Raw genomic sequence first — 17189 nt, 5'->3', positions numbered from 1 at the left:
CGCTTCCCGCGTGGTTGTCCCGACGATGGCCGGCGATTGCCCACTCGTCTGACGGTGCGGCGAGGTGGCCGATGATGTATGTGCTCATCTCACCGGAGGCGATGGGCTCGCTGGCCGCGGATGTGCAAGGCATCGGCGCGTCCCTGGCCAGCGGCAACGCGGCCGCGGCCGGTCCGACCACGGCCGTGGCGAGCGCGGCGGCCGACGAGGTGTCGACGGCCATCGCGACGCTCTTTTCCCGGCAAGCACAGGCGTATCAGGAGCTCGCGGCGCGCGCGGCGGCGTTCCATGACGGGTTCGCGCGCTCGCTAGCCGAGAGCGCGGCGTCGTACGCCGCCGCCGAGGCCGCCAGCACCTCGCCGTTGCAGACGGTCGAGCAGGACCTGCTGGGTGCGATCAACGCGCCCACCCGACTGCTACTGGGGCGGCCGCTGGTCGGCGACGGCGCCAACGGCGCGCCCGGGACCGGGCAGGCCGGCGAGCCCGGCGGGATTTTGTTCGGCAGCGGCGGCGACGGCGGGTCGGGCGCGGCCGGGGGGCCCGGCATGCCGGGGGGAACCGGCGGGCGGGGCGGGGACGCCGGGCTGTTCGGCAACGGCGGCGCGGGCGGGACCGGGGGGCTGGGCGGCACCGGCGCCGCCGGCGTGGGCACGGCCGGCCAGACGGGCGGGGCGGGCGGAAACGGCGGCGCGGGCGGAAACGGCGGGACGCTCGGCGGCATCGGCGGTCACGGCGGTTCCGGCGGGGTCGGCGGCGCCGGAGGCATGGGCGGTGCCGGCGCGGCCGGCCAAAGCGGATTCGTAGGCGGCGACGGCGGAGCCGGCGGGGCGGCCGGTGCGGGCGGCGGGGGTTCGGCGTCGGGGGCGGCGGGCAGCGCGGGGAACGGCGGAGCGGGCGGCACGGGCGGCACCGGAGGCCAAGGCGCGCAGGGCGGCCTCGGCGTGCCGGGCGGCGGGCAGGGCGGTTCGGGTACGGCGGGCGGCGACGGCGGCCCCGGCGGAAACGGCGGGGCGCCCGGCCCCGGCACCGGGGGCCACCAGGGCGCCGGCGGCCAGGGCGGCACCGGCGGGGCCGGCGGCACCGGCGGTCAGGGCGGCACCGGCACCGCCGGCACGTCGAACACCGCCGTCGGACAAGGCGGCGGCGGGGGCGACGGCGGAACGGGCGGCGCCGCCGGGCTCGGCGGCGCGGGCTTCACGCCGGGGGCTGCCGGCACCGCCGGTAACGGCGGGCAGGGCGGCCAGGGTGGCACCGGCGGCGCGGGCGCCAACAACACCACGGCGGCCGCGCCCGGGGCCACCGGCGGCCAAGGCGGCCAGGGCGGTCAAGGCGGCCAGGGCGGTCAAGGCGGCAACCCCGGATCCGGCGCGGGCGGCCACCAGGGCATCGGCGGCACCGGTGGCACCGGTGGCGTCGGCGGGGCCGGCGGGCAGGGCGGCGACGGCACCGACAACACCGCCAATGCCGGGCAGGTCGGCGGCATCGGCGGCCAGGGCGGCCAGGGCGGTAGCGGCGGCGCCGGCGGCCAGGCCGGCACCGGCAGCCAAGCCGGCACCGCCGGCACCGGTGGCCACGGGGGCCCCGGCGGCACGGGCGGCGAGGGTGGCAACGGCGGAAGCTCGGCCAACGGCGGCGCTGCCGGCAGCGGCGGCGACGGGGGCACCGGCGGCAACGGCGGCGCGGCCGTCGGCGGCGGCAACGGCGGAAACGGCGGCGACGGTGGCGATGCCGGTGCGGGCGGCGCCGGCGGCAACCCGGGCGCCGGGGGTACCGCCGGCGGCACCGGCGGCCACGGCGGCCACGGCGGCGCCGGCGGGCAAGGCACCAACGGGGGATCGGGCATCAACACCGGCGGCGGCAACGGCGGCAGCGGCGGTAACGGCGGAAGCGGCGGCGGCGGGGGCGAACCCGGCCAAAGCGCCAGCCTGCAAGCCGCCGAGAACGCCAACGTGTTCTTCGGCAGCGGCGGCGACGGGGGCGCGGGCGGCAGCGGCGGGGCCGGCGGCGGCGGCGACCACGGCGCGGCGGGCCCCAACTCCGGTTTCGCCGGGGGCAATGGCGGCGCGGGCGGCCAGGGCGGTCAGGGCGGCGCCGCCAGCCAGAGGCCCACCTCAACGGCCCCGCAGCACGGCTACTTCGGAGCAAACGGCAGCGGCGGTCCGGGCGGCGACGGCGGCGCCGGCGGCGGCGGTGGCACGGGCGGCACCGGCAGCGGCGGCGTCGGGGGCGACGGCGGGACCGGGGGCAACGGGGGCTCGGCCGGCGCGGGCGGCGCGCCCGGCAACGGCTTCCAGTCGCAGTCTGCGAGTTCGGGATTGGGTCTGCCGGTCGGGACCGGCGGCACCGGCGGTGACGGCGGGGCCGCGGGTGCCGGTGGCGACGGCGGGCAAGGCAGCAGCGGCTTCGCCGGCGGGATCGGCGGGGGCGGCGGCCACGGCGGCAACGGCGGAGGCGGCGGCGACGGGAGCGGCACCTTCAATTCCCAGGGCAACGACGGCGGCACCGGCGGCGCGGGCGGAAGGGGCGGCACCGGGGGCAACGGCGGCGCGGGCGGGGTCGGCGCCGGCGGCGGCAACGCCGGGCCGGGGGGCAGCGGCGGGAACGCCGGCGCCGGCGGCGCCGCCGGCAACGGCCCCACGACCGGCCTCGGCGGCAACGCGGCCTTCGGCGGCCAGGGCGGCACCGGCGGCAACGGCGGCAGCGCCGGCGCCGGCGGTGGGGCCGGCGCGGGAGGCGGCGCCAGCGGCGGCGGCGCCAACGGGGGCAACGGCGGCAACGGCGGCCCCGGCGGCAGCGGCGGCGCGGTCGGCACGCCCGGCACCAACGGCACCGGCGGCCTCGGCGGCGCCGGCACCGGCGCGGCCGGACACACCGGCACCAACGGGACCCCGATTTCGCAAAACGCGGTCGTCCCGCTGACGATGATCGATGGCGGCCGCTTTCCCATCGTGTACGTGTCGGTCAACGGCGGCCCGCCGACGCCCGTGCTGGTCGACACCGGATCGACGGGCCTTGTCATCGAGGGCCAATACGTCCCGACAACAAGCCTCGGCCCCTCGGTGGCCACGGGTTCGGTTACCTATTCCGGGCCGAGCCAGTCGACGACGGTCAGCTATACCACCTACGACACGATGGTGGCTTTCGACAATGGAAATACGAATGCCGTCGTGACCACCACCGCCCCGACCGCCGTCGACGTCCTCACGGGCGGCAATCAGACTGCGTTCCAACAGTATTGGGGCCCGGGGATAGGTGGCGTTTTGGGCATCGGGCCGAACTCCGGGTTCCCGGGAACCAGCACGGTGATCCCGGCGCTGCCGGGCACCCTCGATCAGGGGGTCCTGATCAACCAACCGCAGGGCCAGCTGGTGTTCGGTCCCAACCCGTTACCCGGCGGGGTGGCGGTCACCGGATCGCCGACCATCAGCAACCCGGACGTTCAGATCACCGTGCCCGGGCACGCCACGACGTCCACGGTCGTGCCCTCACTGCTCATCGATTCGGGCGACAATTTCGGATCCATTCCGGCGTCCCTACTCGGAACCGGTCAGTCATCCGGGACCGTGCCGGTGGGGACGGTCATTTCGGTCTACGACAACACGGGCCAGCTGCTGTACACGTACACGACCACCGCGGCGAACCCCCTCACGGTTTCCGGCAGCGTGATGAACACCGGGAACATCCCCTTCGAGCTGGGGCCCGTGTACATCTCGCAAAGCCCCAGCGCGCTGGGGACGACGACCTTCGATACCTGACGGCTACCCCGTCAGCGACGGCACCACGGCGTCGATGAGGTGCGGCCCGGGTTCGGCGAAGGCCGCGCGCAGGGCGTCGGCGAGTTCCTCCGCAGTGCCGACGCGACGGGCGGGAACCCCCAGGCCCTCGGAGATCTTGACGAAGTCCATTGTGGGACGCGACAAGTCGAGCAGATCCAGGGCCTTGGGACCGGGCGCCGAACCGGCACCGACGCGTTGCAGTTCGATCCGCAGGATGTCGTAGGCGCTGTTGTCATAGAGCACGGTCGTCACGTTCAGGTTCTCGCGAGCCTGGGTCCACAGGCCCGAAATCGTGTACAGCGCAGAACCGTCGGATTCCAGGCACAGCACGGGACGATCGGGGGCGGCCACCGCGGCGCCCACCGCGGCGGGAATTCCGTAGCCGATCGCGCCGCCGGTCAGCGTCAGCCAATCGTGCGCCGGCGCACCGGCGGTGGCCGCCGGTAGCAGCAGACCGGACGTGTTCGACTCGTCGACGACGATCGCGCGCTCGGGCAGCAGCGCCCCGATCACGTCGGCGGCCGACGCGGACGTCAGGGCGCCCTTCGGCAGCTGCGGGCGTGATGCCAGCGCCAGCGGTGCGGAAGTGCCGGGGGCCAGCTGGTCGGCCAATGCGACCAAAGCGGCTGCGGCGCCGTTGTATTCGGCAAGCAGGTGCACCTGGCAGCCGGCCGGCACCAGGTCGCTCGGCATGCCCGGGTACGCGAAGAACGAGACCGGCGACTTGGCGCCCGCCAGCACCAGATGCTTCGCGCCGTCGAGCTGGGCGCTGGCCGCCTCGGCGAAATACGCCAGCCGCTCGACGGCGGGGACGCCCGCGCCGCGCTCCAGCCGGGTCGGGAACGTCTCGCACAACAACCGGGCCCCGGTCGCCTGGGCGATGCGCGCCGCGGCGGCCAGCCCCGGCCCCCGGGTGGCGCCGCCACCGATCATGAGCACCGCGGGCTCCCCCGACCGCAAAACGTCGAGCACCGCGGAGGCGAGGGCGGGATCGGGTCGCGGCGTTTGGGCGGGCGGTGTCCGCGCGGGTTGCGCGCCGTCGGACCAGGACACGTCGGCCGGCAGGATCAGGGTCGAGATCTGCGACGTGGACCGGCTGGCGGCGATCGCCTCGGCGGCATCCGAGGCGACGTCGGCGCTCGTCTCGGTGCGGCGCAGCCATCCCGAGACGCTGCCCGCCAGCGCGTCGATGTCGGATTCCAGTGGGGCGTCGTACTTTTTGTGATAGGTGGCGTGGTCGCCGACGACCACGACCATGGGCACCCGGGCGCGCCGCGCGTTGTGCAGATTGGCCAGGCCGTTACCCAAGCCGGGGCCCAGGTGCAGCAGCACCGCGGCCGGCCGATCGGCCATGCGCGCATAGCCGTCGGCCGCGCCGGTGGCCACGCCCTCGAAAAGGGCTAGCACGCCCCGCATTTCGGGGACGGTGTCGAGCGCGGCCACGAAGTGCATCTCCGAGGTGCCCGGGTTGGCGAAGCACACGTCGACGCCGCCGTCGACCAGCGTGTTGATCAGGGCCTGCGCGCCGTTCACCTGCTTGCCTCCAGTCCGAAAACACGTTCCGCGTTGCCGCGCAAGAAGTCTCGACGGGCGTCGTCGCCGAGCCCGAGCTCATCCAGTCCGGCCAGGGCGTGCGCGTGGTTGATCATCGGGTAGTTGGTGCCGAACAGGACTTTGCGTTGCCCGGTACCGGTTTTCATGAATCTGATGAGCTCGTCGGGCAGCCGTTTGATGGTGTAGGCCGAGGTGTCGATGTAGACGTTCTCGTGCTTGCGGGCGACGGCGACCATCTCCTCGGTCCACGGATAGCCGACGTGGCCGCAGACGATGACCAGCTCGGGAAAGTCGAGGGCCACCTGGTCGATGTAGGGAATCGGGCGCCCGGTCTCCGACGGCCGCAGCGGGCCGGTGTGCCCGACCTGGGTGCAGAACGGCACGCCGGACTCCACACATTCGGCGAACAGCGGGTAGTAGCGGCGGTCGGTGGGCGGCGCGTTCCAGAGCCACGGCACCACCCGCAGCCCCACGAATCCTTCCTGCACGCGGCGCCGCAGCTCGCGGACCGCCTCCATCGGGCGATCGAGGTCCACCGTGGCCAGCCCGGCGAAACGGTTGGGATGCGAGCGCACCCACCCCGCGACCTCCTCGTTGGAAACCAGGTCCTGGCCATTCGGTCCGCGCCAGGCACTCAGCAGCGCGAAGCCGACGTCGGCGGCGTCCATCGCCGCCAGGGTCGCCTCGATCGGGATGTCGGTGTCGGGGATCGCTCCGCCGGTCCAGCGCCGCAGCGAGGCCAGCATGTCGCTGCGCAGAAACCGTTGCGTCGGATGCTGCATCCAGACATCGATCGTCATCGCGCTCCAACATAGACCGCCGGTCAAGCGGTCAGCGCGGCGCGGGCGGCGGCTCCCGTCCGCGCCGCGTGCCCGCCGCCGAACAGCACCACGTGCGCCAGCAGCGGGTAGAGCTGGCGCAGCCCGATGCGGCCGCGCCAGCCGGGCCGCAGCGGGCGGACCCGCTGGTAACCGGCCAGAATGGCGTCGTAGTGGGGGCAGCCGAACAGCGCCAGCATCGCCAGGTCGGTCTCGCGATGGCCGGCGTGTGCGGCCGGGTCGATCAGCACCACCCCGTCGGGTGTCCACATCACGTTGCCGCCCCACAGGTCGCCGTGCAGCCGGGCCGGCCGGTCGTCGTCGTCGAAGTCGCCGGCACGGCAGCGCTCGGCGACCGCGGCGATGGTGGCGCGGGTCGAAGCGTCGAGCCGCGGCGCGGCCAATTCGGCCATCGGGGCCAGCCGCTCGTCGGCGTAGAAATCGCCCCACCGTCGATGCTGTCGCAGCGACATCGGCAGCGGCTGCGACAGTGGCCCGAAGAACCCGGTCCCGTCCCAGCCGTCGGGGCCCGCGCCGAACGCGGGGGCACCCGCGTCGTGAGTGACGGCCAATTGGGCGCCGAACGCGTCGGCCGCCTGGGCGGTCGGGTGCACGGATTCAAGCCGCCGCAGGGTCAGGCTCGTCGCGTCGACGGACACCACCGGCGCGCAGGGCACGCCGCCGTCGACGCCGGCAAGCCACCGCAAACCCGCTGCCTCCCAGGCGAAGTAGCCGGCGGGCGCGTCCGGGTGCTGCTTGACGAAGTCGGCCACGCGCTAGGTGCGCATCAGGTCGTCACGTGGCTCGCATGCACGTCGTCGGCGCGGCGGGCCTCGGTCTGCTCCTTGGCCCAGCGGTAGTCCGGCTTGCCGGCGGGCGAACGCTTGACCTCGTCGACCAGCCAAAGGCTGCGCGGCACTTTGTATCCCGCGATCTCGGAGCGCACGAAGCTGTCCAACTCCGCCAGCGTGGGGCGGCATCCGGGCCGGGCCTGCACGACGGCGGCCACGTGCTGGCCGTAACGCGGGTCCGGCACGCCGACCACCAGGGCGTCGAAAACGTCGGGGTGACCCTTCAGGGCCGCCTCGACCTCCTCGGGGTAGACCTTCTCGCCGCCGCTGTTGATCGAGACCGAACCGCGGCCCAGCATCGTGACGGTGCCGTCCTCCTCGACGACGGCCCAGTCGCCCGGGATCGCGTAGCGAACACCGTTGATGGTCCGGAAGGTTTCGGCCGTCTTCTTCTCGTCCTTGTAGTAGCCGACCGGGATATTGCCCTTCTTGGCGATGAAGCCGCGCACACCGGACCCGGGCTTGACCTCGTTGCCGTCCTCGTCGAGCACGACGGTGCGGTGGTCGATGGTCACCCGCGGGCCGCCGCTGTGCGGGGCGTCTTTGGCGACGATGCTGGTGCCGCCGAAGCCGGTCTCGGAGGAGCCGATCGAGTCGGTGATGACCCGGTTCGGCAGCAGCTCGAGCAGGCGCTCCTTGATGCTCGGCGAGAACAACGCCGCGGTGCTGCCCAGCATGAACAGCGACGACAGGTCGTAGTCGTTTTTCTTGTCGAGCGCATCGAGCAACGGGCGGGCCATCGCGTCGCCGGTGAAGAACAGCATGTTCACCTTGTGGTCGTGAATCGTGCGCCAGACCTCGTCGGCGTTGAATTCCGGTGCCAGCACGGTGGTTTGGCCTGAGAAGATCGACCTCCAGGTGGCCGACTGGGTGGCGCCGTGGATCATCGGCGGAACCGGATAGTTGATCATCGGCGGGTTGGCGGCCGCGCCCTTGGCCAGATCGTATTCGTCCTTGACGAATTCGCCTGTGGCGAAGTCGGTTCCACCGAGCAGCACCCGGTAGACGTCCTCGTGACGCCACATCACGCCCTTCGGGAATCCGGTGGTGCCACCGGTGTACAGCAGGTAGATGTCGTCGGCGCTGCGCGGGGCGAAGTCACGCTCGGGCGAGCTGTCCGCGATCGCCGAGTAGAACTCGACGCCGCCGTAGCGCTTGTAGTCGTTGTCGCTGCCGTCCTCGACGACCAGGATCGTCTTGACGTTCGGGGTGTCCGGCAGCACGTTGGCGACCCGGTCGGAGTACTGGCGCTCGTGCACCAGCGCGACCATGTCGGAGTTGTCGAACAGGTAGCGCAGCTCGCCCTCGACGTAGCGGTAGTTGACGTTGACGATGATGGCGCCGGCCTTGACGATGCCGAGCATCGCGATGACGATTTCTATGCGGTTGCGGCAGTACAGCCCGACCTTGTCGTCCTTCTTGACGCCCTGGTCGATCAGGTAGTGGGCGAAGCGGTTGGCCTTCTCCTCCAGCTGGGCGTAGGTCAGCTTCTCGTCGCCGGAGATGAGGGCAACACGGTCAGGCACAGCGTCGATGGCGTGCTCGGCAAGGTCGGCAATATTCAGGGCCACGGCCACCAAATTAGAACGTGTTACATTTCTTGACAAGCTCACCCCCAACGTCGACGGAAAGGCACCTGCCGTGGCCGAGGCTCCAGCAAACGAACAAACGGGTCCCGACGCGCTCGTCGAACAGCGCGGTCACACCCTGATCGTGACGTTGAACCGGCCGCATGCCCGCAATGCGCTGAGCACCGAAATGATGGAGATCATGGTGCAGGCCTGGGACCGCGTCGACAACGACGATGACATCCGGTGCTGCATCCTGACGGGGGCCGGTGGCTACTTCTGCGCGGGCATGGATCTGAAGACGGCAACCAAGAAACCGCCGGGCGACTCGTTCAAGGACGGCAGCTACGACCCGTCACGGATCGACGCCTTGCTGAAGGGGCGCCGGCTGACCAAGCCGCTGATCGCGGCCGTCGAGGGACCCGCGATCGCGGGCGGCACCGAGATCCTGCAGGGCACCGACATCCGGGTCGCCGGTGAGAGCGCCAAGTTCGGCATCTCCGAGGCCAAATGGAGCCTGTACCCGATGGGCGGGTCGGCGGTGCGGCTGGTGCGCCAGATCCCCTACACCGTCGCCTGCGACCTGCTGCTGACCGGCCGCCACATCACCGCCGCCGAGGCCAAGGAGATGGGCCTGATCGGTCACGTCGTCCCGGACGGGCAGGCGCTGACCAAGGCGCTGGAGATCGCCGAGATCATCGAGAACAACGGCCCGCTCGCCGTGCAGGCGATCCTGCGCGCGATCCGGGAGACCGAGGGGTTGCACGAGAACGACGCGTTCAAGATCGACACCCAGATCGGCATCAAGGTGTTCCTGTCCGATGACGCCAAGGAAGGGCCGCGCGCGTTCGCCGAGAAGCGCAAGCCCAACTTCCAGAACCGCTAGCGCCTCGCTCTTCGCGCCGAACGTGCTCTGAGGGCGCGAATTAGGCGATTTTCTCGTCCTCAGAGCACGTTCGGCGTGCCCAGACGGTGGCCAACCTCGCCAGTATCCCGCCCCGCAGGTCACCCGCGGTGACCCGGATGGCGATCCACCCCAAATCGTGTAATGCCTCGTAACGTCCGACATCCTTGCGGAACTGCAAGGGGTCCGTCCAATGATGAGCCCCCTCATATTCGAGTGCGATTTTGAGGTGCTCCCAACCCATGTCGACTACTGCGACCAGCTCTCCAAATTCGCCGTAGACCGGAATCTGGGTCTGCGGCGCTGGATAACCCGCCTCGATGACCAGCAGCCGCAGCCACGTCTCGCGAGGTGACTCGGCGCCGGCGTCCACAAGCGTCAGCGCGCGGCGCGCCCGTCTGATATTGCGGTGGCCTTCGTAGCGTTCCGCGACCATTTGGGCATCGGCGACCTTCAGTCTGGTCGCCCGGGCCAGGGCATCGATCGCTGGGACAGCTTTGCCGACCGGATTACGGCAGGCGAGGTCGAATGCGGTGCGAGCCGGTGTCGTCACGCGCATGTCGCCGATCAGTTGGATCTCATCGTCGGCGACGGTGTCCAGCCATGTGTTGATGCCGACCGGGGGGCGGCGATGTGCGTACAGCAACTGGGCGGGCGCCCGGTGATCTACCCATTTGGCGCCGTGCAGCGCGGACGCGGAATGCCCGGCGATGATCCCGCGACGCCGCGACCACAGCCAGGCGGCACGAGCGCGGGCCGCGGCGGTGAGGTTTGCGTCGCGCGGAACGTAGACGTCAGGGTGCAATGCCATGAACCGGCTCCGCAGCTGGTACCGCGTCAGGGCACCCGATTTGGTGGCTTCGCTGCCGATAAATGCGTCTTCCATGCGGCACAGCGTGTCGTAGAGCACCGACATCGCCTCGAACGTGCTCTCGGGGCGAGAAAATCGCCTAAATCGCGCCCTCAGAGCACGTTCGGCGGAAAGGGCTCAGCCCAGCGGGGTGGTGGGCGTGAACGCAACCGGCATCTTCTCGAGGCCGGACACGAAATTCGCCGGCCGCAACGGCAACGCGGCGTCCGGAGACGCCAGCCGCAGGTCCGGAAGGCGCTGCAGCAGCCGCGTCTGCATGATCGACAGCTCGAGGCGCGCGAGCTGGTTGCCGAGGCAGAAGTGCGTGCCGAAGCCGAACGCCAGGTGGTTGTTCGGGTAGCGCTCGATGTTGAAGCTCTCCGGTTCGTCGAAGACCTTCTCGTCGAAGTTCGCCGACTCGAACAGCAGGATCATCTTTTCGCCCTCGCGCAGCGCCGTGCCGTGGAATTCGGTGTCGGCGGTAATGGTGCGGGCCATGTTCTTCACCGGGGCGGTCCAGCGCAGCATCTCTTCGATCGCGTTGGGCAGCAGCCCCAGGTCGCCGACCAGCCGCCGGTGCTGGTCGGGGTGCAACAGCAGCTGCCGGGTGCCGCCGGACAGCGTGTGCCGGGTGGTCTCGTCGCCGCCGATGAGGAGCAGCAGCACCTCGGTGACGATCTGGTGGTCCTCCAGGCGTGATCCCTCGACCTCCGCGTGCACCAGGACGCTGACGAGATCGTCCGTCGGCTCCGACTTGCGGGCCGCGATCATCCCCATCATGTATTCGCTGTAGGCGGCGAAGGCATCCATCGTGACCTGGATATCCGCCTCGGCCGCCGTGCTGCTCAAGGCGCCGACCAGGTCGTCGGACCACTTGAGGAACATCTCGCGCTCCTCCGGGAGCACCCCGAGCATGTCGCCGATGACCGCCATCGGCAGCGGCGCGGCCAGGTCCCAGACGAAGTCGCACTCGCCGCGTTCGCACACCGCGTCGATCAACGTGTCGCACAGCGAAAGGATCTTGGCCTCCTGGTCTTTCACGCGCTTGCGGGTGAAGCCGGAGTTGACGAGCTTGCGGCGCAACAGATGTTGCGGATCGTCCATCTCGATCATCATCTCGACGCCGTCTTGGTCGGGCCGGATGCCGCCCGCATTCGAGAACAACTCGGGGTTGCGCTCGGCATCGATGACGGCCTGGTACGTCGACGCGGCGGCCAGCCCGTTGCGGTCCCGAAACACCGGTTCGTTCTCCCGCATCCAGCGGTAGACGGAGTGGGATTCGCCGGCATAGAAAGTGCCGTCGGTCAGATCCACATCGGGTCTGGTCACTGAAGTCACTGACATGAGATCTCCTGAGCATCGCCGAAGGTCATCTGCACGTTGTCGACCGAGCTGGACAGCATCGCGCGCTTCGGAAGGCCCAGCGACGCCAGCTCTTTCGCGTAGGGGTGATCGCCCAGCCGGACCCGCACCCCGCCGAATCGGGTGCGCACACCGTCCAGCGTGTGTTCGAAGGAGGTCTCGCGCGTGACGCCGTCGCGGTGCGAGTAGGTGCGCTGCGCCTGCTGGCGCGGGGTCAGCGAAAACGGCAGGCCCCGGCGGAATTCCATGTCGATCACCAGTTGCCCGTCGACGGTGCAGTCGAATCCGAAATCACGGCCCTCGCGAACGGTGAAGTCCGCCATGACTTTCGGGTAACCCCAGATCTTGGTCCCGGCCTCCAGCGTGAACGGCTGGTCGACGGGCAGGTGGTGGATGAAGGCGCCGGCGTCCCCCAACGCGCGCGGCCCACGCGCGTCGGACCCCGGCGGGTTGACCATCACGCTGGTGCCGAATTCGTAGTACTGGCCCAGGTCGCCGTCGATGTAGTGCATCAGCATCAGGACGACAACCGTGCGCCCCGGCAGATACCGGCACACCTTGAGGCCGCTGTAGTCGATCATGCGCTGGGCGGCGTCCGCGTCCACCGAGAACATCGCCATGTGCTGATTTGCCAGGCGGATCCGCACCGGCATGGTGAGTACGGTGCCGGCGATCGTGTGTTGCGAGGCTGTCATCGGGCCAATCTAGAACGCGTTCTATTCGTACGGCAATACCGGGCTAGACCAAGGTAGCAAGCTCCCTGATCTGCTCGGCATTGCGGCCGTTGACCACCATCATCGTCACGCCCGCGGCCTCCCACACCTTCACCTGCTTACGCACGTAGTCGATGTCACCGACAATCGCGGCGTCGTCGACAAGCTCATCGGGGATGATCTCGGCGGCCTTGTCCTTCTGGTTGCTGCGGAAGAGCTTGGTGACGTCGTCGACGACGTCGGAGTAGCCCATCCGGCGGTAGACGTCGGCGTGGAAGTTGGTGTCCTCAGCGCCCATGCCGCCCATGTAGAGAGACAGATACGGCTTCATGGCCGCGAAGGTGGCGCTGCGGTCATCGGTGATGACGATCGTGGCCGTCGCGCAGATTTCGAAGTCCTCGCGGGAGCGGCGCGCGCCCGGCCGGGCGAAGCCCTCGTCGAGCCATTCGTTGTAGGTGTCGGCCATCCGCGGCGTGTAGAAGATCGGCAGCCAGCCGTCGCAGATCTCGCCCGCCAGCGCGACGTTCTTGGGGCCCTCGGCGCCCAGCATGATCGGGATGTCGGCGCGCAGCGGATGGGTGATGGGCTTGAGCGGCTTGCCCAGCCCGGTCGTATCGGGGCCGGTGAACGGCAGCGGGTAGTGGGGGCCGTCGCTGGTCACCGGCTTCTCCCGGGCCCACACCTGCCGCAGGATGTCGATGCACTCGCGGGTGCGCGCCAGCGGCTTGGGGAATCGCTGGCCGTACCAGCCCTCGACCACCTGCGGGCCGGACACGCCCAGCCCCAGGATGTGCCGCCCGCCGCTCAAATGATCCAAAGTCAGTGCGGCCATCGCGCAGGCCGTTGGCGTCCGCGCGGAGAGCTGCACCACCGACGTGCCCAGCCGGACCCGCGACGTCGACGATCCGTACCAGGCCAGCGGGGTGTAGGCGTCGGATCCCCACGCCTCGGCGGTGAACACCGCGTCGAATCCGGCCTCCTCGGCCGCGACGACGAGTTCCGCGTGGTTCTCCGGCGGCTGTGCGCCCCAATACCCCAGCTGCAACCCCAGCTTCATGGCCTCCGCCTTTCCAGCCGACCCAGTGTTGAAACGATTCTTAGAACCTGTTCTACTCGATGGCGTGACAGCCAGTTCGAGCAGCCCGACCCTGATGGATCATCCCGAGCCACCGCTCTCCGCGCCACTGACGTTGTCATTCGACTACACCCGTTCGGTGGGCGCCACGCTGAGCAAGTTCTTCACCGCGTTGCGTGACCGCCGCATTCTCGGGGTGCGCGGTTCCGATGGCCGGGTGCTTGTCCCGCCGGCGGAATATGATCCGGTTACCTATGAGCCGCTGGGCGAGATGGTACCGGTGTCGAGCGTCGGCACCGTCGCGTCCTGGACGTGGCAACCGGAGCCGCTGGAGGGCCAGCCGCTGGACCGGCCCTTCGCCTGGGCGCTGATCAAGCTGGACGGCGCGGACACGCCGCTGATCCACGCCGTCGACGCGGGCGAACCCGGCGCCATCCAAACCGGGACCCGGGTGCACGCGCACTGGGCCGAGGAGACGGTGGGCGCCATCACCGACATCGCCTACTTCGCGTTGGGTGAGGACGCCGAGCCCGAAGGGCCCGCCAGCGACCAGGACCCGGTCACCATGATCGTCACGCCGATCTCGCTGACGATTCAGCACACCGCCTCGCACGAGGAGAGCGCCTACCTGCGCGCCATCGCGGAAGGCAAGCTGCTGGGGGCGAAAACCGGCGAGAAGGGCAAGGTGTACTTCCCGCCGCACGGCGCGGACCCGGCCACCGGCCTGCCGACCACCGACTTCGTCGAGCTGCCCGACAAGGGCACGGTGACGACGTTCGCGATCATCAACATCCCGTTCCAGGGCCAGCGCATCAAGCCGCCCTACGTGGCGGCCTACGTGCTGCTCGACGGCGCCGACATCCCCTTCCTGCATCTGGTCGCCGACATCGACGCGCACGAGGTGCGGATGGGCATGCGCGTCGAGGCGGTGTGGAAACCCCGAGACGAGTGGGGATTCGGCATCGACAACATCGAGTACTTCCGGCCAAGCGGGGAGCCCGACGCCGAGTACGACACCTACAAGCACCACCTGTAAAGGACCCAGCTGCACATGAGCGCTCGCAACGTTGCGGTCGTCGGCTTCGCGCATGCCCCGCACGTCCGCCGCACCGACGGCACCACCAACGGCGTCGAGATGTTGATGCCGTGCTTCGCCCAGCTCTACGAGGAGCTCGGCATCAGCCAGACCGACATCGGATTCTGGTGCTCGGGATCGTCCGATTACCTTGCCGGACGGGCATTCTCGTTCATCTCGGCGATCGACTCCATCGGAGCCGTCCCCCCGATCAACGAGTCGCACGTCGAGATGGACGCGGCCTGGGCGCTGTACGAGGCCTACATCAAGATCCTCACGGGTGAGGTCGAGACCGCCCTGGTGTACGGCTTCGGCAAGTCGTCGGCGGGGATACTGCGCCAGATCCTGTCGCGGCAGACCGACCCCTACACGGTGGCCCCGCTGTGGCCGGACTCGGTGTCGATGGCCGGATTACAGGCCCGTCTCGGGCTGGACTCCGGCAAATGGACGCCCGAACAGATGGCTCAAGTCGCCCTCGACTCGTTTGCCTACTCCGAACGCAATGACTCGGAAAAGCCGGCCAAGAGCATCGACGAACTGCTTTCCCGGCCGTTCTTCAACGACCCGCTGCGCCGGCACGACATCGCGCCCATCACCGACGGCGCCGCGGCCATCGTGCTCGCCGCCGACGGACGGGCGCGCGAACTTCGCGAAAACCCCGCCTGGATAACGGGAATCGAGCATCGCATCGAAACCCCCGTCCTGGGTGCCCGCGACCTGACGCAGTCGCCGTCGACGGCGGTCTCGGCCAAGGCGGCCAGCGCCGGCAACACTTCGGTTGACGTCGCCGAGATTCATTCGCCGTTCACCCACCAGCATCTGATTCTGGCCGAGGCCATCGGGCTTGGCGAGACGGCGAAGGTCAACCCGTCCGGCGGCGCGCTGGCGGCCAACCCCATGTTCGTCGCCGGCCTGGAACGAATCGGCTTTGCCGCACAACACATCTGGAACGGTTCGGCCGGGCGGGTGCTGGCGCACGCCACCAGCGGGCCCGCCCTGCAACAGAACCTGGTCGCGGTCATGGAAGGAAAGAACTGATGGCCGGTGCAGGGGCACACCTCGCCGCGGTACTCGGTACCGGGCAGACGAAGTACGTGGCCAAGCGCAAAGACGTCTCGATGAACGGCCTGGTACGCGAGGCGATCGACCGCGCGCTGGAAGACTCCGGTTCGACCTTCGACGACATCGACGCGGTCGTGGTCGGCAAGGCGCCGGACTTCTTCGAGGGCGTCATGATGCCGGAGCTGTTCATGGCCGACGCCATGGGGGCCACCGGCAAGCCGATGATCCGGGTGCACACCGCGGGTTCGGTCGGCGGATCCACCGCCGTCGTCGCCGCCAGCCTGGTGCAGTCCGGAAAGTACCGTCGCGTGCTGGCGATGGCCTGGGAAAAGCAGTCGGAATCAAATGCCATGTGGGCGTTGTCTATTCCGATCCCGTTCATCAAGCCGGTCGGGGCCGGCGCGGGTGGTTACTTCGCGCCGCACGTTCGCTCCTACATCCGCCGGTCGGGCGCTCCGCTGAACATCGGCGCCATGGTCGCGGTCAAGGACCGGCTCAACGGGGCCCGCAACCCGCTGGCCCACCTGCACCAGCCCGACATCACCGTGGAGAAGGTGATGGAGTCCCCGATGCTGTGGGACCCGATCCGCTACGACGAGACCTGTCCGTCCTCCGACGGCGCGGCGGCGGTCGTCATCGGCAACGAGGAGGCCGCCGAAGCCCGTGTGGCGCAGGGGCAGCCGGTGGCCTGGATCCACGCGACCGCGTTGCGCACCGAGCCGCTGCAGTTCTCCGGGCGCGACCAGGTCAGCCCCCAGGCCGGGCGTGACGCGGCCGCCGCGCTGTGGAAGGCGGCCGGCATCACCAGCCCGATCGACGAGATCGACGCCGCCGAGATCTACGTGCCCTTCTCCTGGTTCGAGCCGATGTGGTTGGAAAACCTCGGGTTTGCCCCCGAGGGCGAGGGCTGGAAGCTCACCGAGGCCGGCGAGACCAAGATCGGCGGCCGGCTCCCGGTGAACCCGTCGGGCGGCGTGCTGTCGTCGAACCCCATCGGCGCGTCGGGCCTGATTCGCTTCGCGGAGTCCGCGATTCAGGTGATGGGCAAGGGCGGCGACCACCAGGTTCCCGGCGCGCGAAAGGCGTTGGGCCACGCCTACGGCGGCGGTTCGCAGTACTACTCCATGTGGGTGGTGGCCGCCGACAAGCCCGAAAAGGCATCGGCGTGACCGAGCACCCGGCCCACGAAGCCGGTCGCCGCTCACGGGAGGCGGTCATCGCCAGGGACAAGGAGGCGTGGCTGGCGGTGTTCGCCGACGACGCGATCGTCGAGGACCCGATCGGGCCGTCGCCGCTGGATCCCGAAGGCAAGGGACACCGCGGCCGCGACGCGATCGAGGCGTTCTGGGACAACACCATCGCGCCCACCACCAAGATCGAGTTCTTCTTCCGCGACACCTACCAATGCGGCAACGAGGAAGCGAACGTCGGGCACATCCTCATCACCACGGGCGAGTATCAGACCACCGCGGAGGGCGTCTTCACCTACAAGGCCGACGACGAGGGCCAGATGGTCGCCCTGCGCGCGTACTGGGAGATGGACCGCGCGATCGCGAACACCAAGAAGGTCTGAGGCGCGGC

General features: G+C 70.0%; 14 protein-coding genes. 6 read left to right on the top strand and 8 right to left on the bottom strand.

The features are described from left to right. Nucleotides 1–71 precede the first annotated feature (71 nt). On the top strand, nt 72–3755 hold the full coding sequence (locus tag AC5Y7V_RS19410; RefSeq protein WP_499881655.1) for a PecA family PE domain-processing aspartic protease: 3684 nt from the start codon (nt 72–74) through the stop codon (nt 3753–3755). Nucleotides 3756–3758: 3 nt separating this feature from the next. Here AC5Y7V_RS19410 and AC5Y7V_RS19405 read toward each other — a convergent pair whose 3' ends face one another. From AC5Y7V_RS19405 to AC5Y7V_RS19390, 4 genes are read right to left on the bottom strand one after another with little or no spacing between them, the layout of a single operon-like run. After that, complete coding sequence (locus tag AC5Y7V_RS19405; protein ID WP_499881654.1) at nt 3759–5309, bottom strand: acetolactate synthase large subunit; 1551 nt, start codon at nt 5307–5309, stop codon at nt 3759–3761. Then, entirely contained in the window at nt 5306–6130 is an 825-nt protein-coding gene (locus AC5Y7V_RS19400; RefSeq protein WP_499881653.1) for an amidohydrolase family protein, read from the bottom strand. The genes AC5Y7V_RS19405 and AC5Y7V_RS19400 overlap by 4 nt, the downstream gene beginning before the upstream one ends. Nucleotides 6131–6153: 23 nt before the next feature. Next, nucleotides 6154–6921 carry a fructosamine kinase family protein gene (locus tag AC5Y7V_RS19395; protein ID WP_499881652.1) on the bottom strand — a complete coding sequence of 256 codons (768 nt, stop codon included), beginning with the start codon at nt 6919–6921 and terminating at the stop codon, nt 6154–6156. Between the two features lie 14 nt (nt 6922–6935). Further along, nucleotides 6936–8576 carry an acyl-CoA synthetase gene (locus AC5Y7V_RS19390; protein ID WP_499881651.1) on the bottom strand — a complete coding sequence of 547 codons (1641 nt, stop codon included), beginning with the start codon at nt 8574–8576 and terminating at the stop codon, nt 6936–6938. A gap of 64 nt (nt 8577–8640) precedes the next feature. On the opposite strand from AC5Y7V_RS19390, the gene AC5Y7V_RS19385 reads away from it, so the two are divergent. Next, nucleotides 8641–9453, top strand: a complete 813-nt coding sequence (locus tag AC5Y7V_RS19385) for a crotonase/enoyl-CoA hydratase family protein (RefSeq protein ID WP_499881650.1) — start codon at nt 8641–8643, stop codon at nt 9451–9453. A gap of 40 nt (nt 9454–9493) precedes the next feature. Here the strand turns inward: AC5Y7V_RS19385 and AC5Y7V_RS19380 are convergent, their stop codons facing one another. The 4 genes from AC5Y7V_RS19380 to AC5Y7V_RS19365 form a co-directional block, all read right to left on the bottom strand. Continuing rightward, a complete protein-coding gene (locus AC5Y7V_RS19380; RefSeq protein WP_499881790.1) occupies nt 9494–10357 on the bottom strand; it encodes a hypothetical protein in 864 nt (287 codons plus the stop codon). Between the two features lie 102 nt (nt 10358–10459). Further along, nucleotides 10460–11665, bottom strand: coding sequence for a cytochrome P450 (locus tag AC5Y7V_RS19375; protein ID WP_499881649.1), 1206 nt, complete (start codon nt 11663–11665; stop codon nt 10460–10462). Next, a complete protein-coding gene (locus AC5Y7V_RS19370) occupies nt 11656–12378 on the bottom strand; it encodes an acetoacetate decarboxylase family protein (RefSeq protein ID WP_499881648.1) in 723 nt (240 codons plus the stop codon). The genes AC5Y7V_RS19375 and AC5Y7V_RS19370 overlap by 10 nt, the downstream gene beginning before the upstream one ends. 43 nt (nt 12379–12421) lie before the next feature. Further along, nucleotides 12422–13453: an LLM class F420-dependent oxidoreductase gene (locus tag AC5Y7V_RS19365; protein WP_499881647.1), complete on the bottom strand. Its 1032-nt coding sequence runs from the start codon at nt 13451–13453 to the stop codon at nt 12422–12424. A 64-nt stretch (nt 13454–13517) separates the two neighbouring features. On the opposite strand from AC5Y7V_RS19365, the gene AC5Y7V_RS19360 reads away from it, so the two are divergent. Genes AC5Y7V_RS19360 through AC5Y7V_RS19345 form a run of 4 tightly spaced genes read left to right on the top strand, consistent with a single transcriptional unit; the run spans nt 13518 to nt 17181 of the window. Beyond that, entirely contained in the window at nt 13518–14507 is a 990-nt protein-coding gene (locus AC5Y7V_RS19360) for a Zn-ribbon domain-containing OB-fold protein (protein ID WP_499881646.1), read from the top strand. A gap of 15 nt (nt 14508–14522) precedes the next feature. Further along, the gene (locus tag AC5Y7V_RS19355; protein WP_499881645.1) at nt 14523–15584 is read left to right on the top strand and encodes a thiolase family protein; all 1062 of its coding nucleotides are present in this window, start codon (nt 14523–14525) and stop codon (nt 15582–15584) included. Further along, nucleotides 15584–16777 carry a thiolase family protein gene (locus tag AC5Y7V_RS19350; RefSeq protein WP_499881644.1) on the top strand — a complete coding sequence of 398 codons (1194 nt, stop codon included), beginning with the start codon at nt 15584–15586 and terminating at the stop codon, nt 16775–16777. Before AC5Y7V_RS19355 ends, AC5Y7V_RS19350 begins: the two co-directional genes overlap by 1 nt. After that, nucleotides 16774–17181 (top strand): nuclear transport factor 2 family protein, encoded by a 408-nt coding sequence (locus AC5Y7V_RS19345; RefSeq protein WP_499881643.1) that lies wholly within the window; start codon nt 16774–16776, stop codon nt 17179–17181. The genes AC5Y7V_RS19350 and AC5Y7V_RS19345 overlap by 4 nt, the downstream gene beginning before the upstream one ends. Nucleotides 17182–17189 lie beyond the last annotated feature (8 nt).

This window comes from Mycobacterium sp. NGS34 (assembly GCF_059812845.1).
The sequence above is the reverse complement of the archived record's forward strand: the minus strand, read 5'-3'. Positions and strand labels throughout refer to the sequence as shown.

Excerpts from the sequence above, each read along its gene's own strand:
- AC5Y7V_RS19400 (WP_499881653.1), bottom strand. The coding sequence starts at position 6,130 with ATGACGATCGATGTCTGGATGCAGCATCCGACGCAACGGTTTCTGCGC.
- AC5Y7V_RS19370 (WP_499881648.1), bottom strand. The coding sequence starts at position 12,378 with ATGACAGCCTCGCAACACACGATCGCCGGCACCGTACTCACCATGCCG.
- AC5Y7V_RS19375 (WP_499881649.1), bottom strand. The coding sequence starts at position 11,665 with ATGTCAGTGACTTCAGTGACCAGACCCGATGTGGATCTGACCGACGGC.
- AC5Y7V_RS19380 (WP_499881790.1), bottom strand. The coding sequence starts at position 10,357 with ATGGAAGACGCATTTATCGGCAGCGAAGCCACCAAATCGGGTGCCCTG.
- AC5Y7V_RS19410 (WP_499881655.1), top strand. The coding sequence starts at position 72 with ATGATGTATGTGCTCATCTCACCGGAGGCGATGGGCTCGCTGGCCGCG.
- AC5Y7V_RS19355 (WP_499881645.1), top strand. The coding sequence starts at position 14,523 with ATGAGCGCTCGCAACGTTGCGGTCGTCGGCTTCGCGCATGCCCCGCAC.
- AC5Y7V_RS19350 (WP_499881644.1), top strand. The coding sequence starts at position 15,584 with ATGGCCGGTGCAGGGGCACACCTCGCCGCGGTACTCGGTACCGGGCAG.
- AC5Y7V_RS19365 (WP_499881647.1), bottom strand. The coding sequence starts at position 13,453 with ATGAAGCTGGGGTTGCAGCTGGGGTATTGGGGCGCACAGCCGCCGGAG.